The sequence below is a fragment of the Borreliella spielmanii genome (assembly GCF_014201705.1).
Lineage (GTDB): Bacteria > Spirochaetota > Spirochaetia > Borreliales > Borreliaceae > Borreliella > Borreliella spielmanii.
This window is the reverse complement of the sequence record NZ_JACHFA010000022.1, coordinates 1-2,596: the sequence shown is the minus strand read 5'-3', so window position 1 is coordinate 2,596 and position 2,596 is coordinate 1. Positions and strand designations below refer to the sequence as shown.

The 2,596-nt window shown below is 27.2% G+C and carries 2 protein-coding genes; one reads left to right on the top strand and one right to left on the bottom strand.

Features of this window, described 5'->3' with window-relative positions; genetic code table 11:
- On the bottom strand, positions 1-746 hold a 746-nt coding region (locus HNR35_RS05640), incomplete at its 3' end, for a tyrosine-type recombinase/integrase (protein WP_183224526.1).
- A gap of 437 nt (positions 747-1,183) precedes the next feature.
- Here HNR35_RS05640 and HNR35_RS05635 point away from each other — a divergent pair.
- Positions 1,184-2,197, top strand: coding sequence for a hypothetical protein (locus HNR35_RS05635; RefSeq protein WP_183224524.1), 1,014 nt, complete (start codon positions 1,184-1,186; stop codon positions 2,195-2,197).
- Positions 2,198-2,596 lie beyond the last annotated feature (399 nt).

The following is a 2,596-nucleotide window of genomic DNA, read 5'->3' as shown; positions in this document are numbered from 1 at the left end:
TAAGCTTGAATTTTGTTTGCAGAAGAGAGTCCGTAGATATTATCAATTTCATGGGTTGAAGAATATTTCATAAGTTCTTTAATTTGAAAAGAATTATAGCCATTGGCTTTTAAATTAGAAATAAATAAATTTCTGCATAAATGAAGTGATTTATTTACTTTAAATCCCGATTTTTTAAGAAGATCTTTAAATTTTTTAGAAATATGAGTAATATCAATTTGATTATCTTTAAACTTATGTTTAGTTTTTTGGAAGAGATAAGTACGTCTTGTATCAAGATTTTTTTCTTCGAAATGATTTTTATGTGCTGTTTGAATAGCATCAAACTCTTTAGAGTTAATGACAATTTCTCTAATACAGGCGACACTTCTTTTTTTTGCCACATTTACTTTTATATTGTAATAAATTTCTCCGGTTTTATTTGATAACTGAGTAATATCTTGCATTTTTACTTTTTGAATTTCAGTACCCCTGCACCCACTTATTGATAGTAGATGTACGAACCAGCCAGATATTGGATCAATTTGTTTTAGCCTTCTGATACATTTTTCAATTAGTTTGCTAGTTTTTGGAGTTAAGTAGAACTTAGGGCTAGGTTTTAAATTTTCTTTTTTGGGTTTAGTTGAATTTTTTAGAGTATTTTTTAGGATTTTATTTTCATCTATTACTTTTTGATAATCTTTTAGTAGTTTAAGAATAAAATCTGTGCTGTTATTATTTAAATTAAGATAATTATTAAAGTCCACAAAATCCTCTTTTTATAAGTGTTACTTTTAAATTAAGTAAAAGTAATAAAAATGTATAAAAATAGCAATTTCTATTTTACCAAAAACATAAAATTTTAGTCAAATTTTGGTGCTTCTCATTGCATGCAGAATTTGACATGTAGAGTGGCCTTATTGGGCAGAAGTGGCAATTTTTGAGGGGTGCACCCAAGAAAGATATAATACTTTGGGTGATATATAGCAAATATCTGGAAATTTAATTTGTATGTGTTTTGTAGTCATTTGTAATGAGCCTACCATTTGCAATGGAGAGATTTTCTAGAGTTGATTAAAATTACATTTGAGTTTTGTTACTTTGTAATCCAAAATGTAACAAAATTAGATATTTTAAACATTATAAAAAATTGAATTTATTAGGTGTTGCGTTATGATTAAGACTTATGGAGTAGGAGTACCTTATGAATAAAAAAATGGGAATACTTATTATTTGTGCTGTTTTTGCACTGTTAATTTCTTGTAAGAATTATGCAAGTAGTGAAGATTTGAAAAATCTAGAACAAAATGTAAAAGGAAAAGTTAAGGGATTTTTAGAAGCAAAAGAAAAAATTGTTTCAGATGATCCAATAGTATATAAAATAGCAGAAAAATTAAAAGAAGAAGAAGTAAAGAGTAAGAAAGATCAGAAAGAAAATAAACAAGAGGACAAAGAAGAATTAATGCAGGGCAATGATCCTAATAGCGATAGTAATATGCCAGCATTAAAAACAGCACGAGATAGTGGTGGTCAACAAAGAGAAGAAGAAAAAGATAAAGTAGTAGAACAAAAAGTAGAACAAGCAGAAGTTAAAGCAAAAAAAGAAGAGCAAGAACAAGAAAGAAAAGCTAAAGAAAAAGAAGAGCAACAAGAAAGAGAGAAGGAAATAGAGAAACAAAAACAACAACAAGAACAACAAAAGAAAAAACAAGAAAAAGAAAAAGAACAACAACAAGAACAAGAAGAAAGACGAGTTAAAAGCAAAATCGAAACACTTACAAAAAAAATAGATGAGATAAATAGAGATATCGATGCTATTAAATATAAAAGGTGGTTTGTGGAGGATGAAAGAAGACTAGAAGTAAAGGCAACAGAAGTTAGAGATAAAGTTACAGGCCCTATATACGATCATTTTACCGATGGTGATAAAGCTATATACGGTACCTGGGAGTTGTTAGAAGAAGATGAAGAAGAATTGGAAAAGTTATTGAAAGAATTGAGTAAAACTAGAAGTGATTTAAGGACTAAATTAAATGTAGGTAATCAAGCGGTTACTTGGAACAATGAGCCCGAATTAAAAGAAAATGTAACGGTTAGTGAAATTGAATCGGACTTAGATAAACTAAAATCAGAATTAGAAAAGGTTAAAAAATATCTTGAAAATAAATCTAATTTTGAAACAATTAAAGAGTATGTCACTAGCAGTGATGATAAATAAAATAGTTTAAAATATAATTTGCATTTAAGCATAAATTATGAAAAACAAGACTAACAACTAGTCTTGTTTTTATTTATGAGTATTAAGTTCGCTAAAGTGTTTAGTTAAAGTTTTATACTAAACATTTTTCAGTAGTTATTGTAGTTCCTCCTTTGCTAAAATTTTAGCATATATATATAAGGAAGTTATCAGTTTATGTTAATAATTGAAAAGGTATTGTTTAAGATAATATGTTTTTGCTATATTATTATATAGACAATATGCATGCTAATAAAGTTTCAGATTTTTATGATAATTTAGATAAGGAAACAAAAAAGGAAATACACATCGCTTATGAAATAATAAATGACCCTTTAGGACCACCCACAAAAGAATTTATTAAAAGGGTTTTAAAAGATA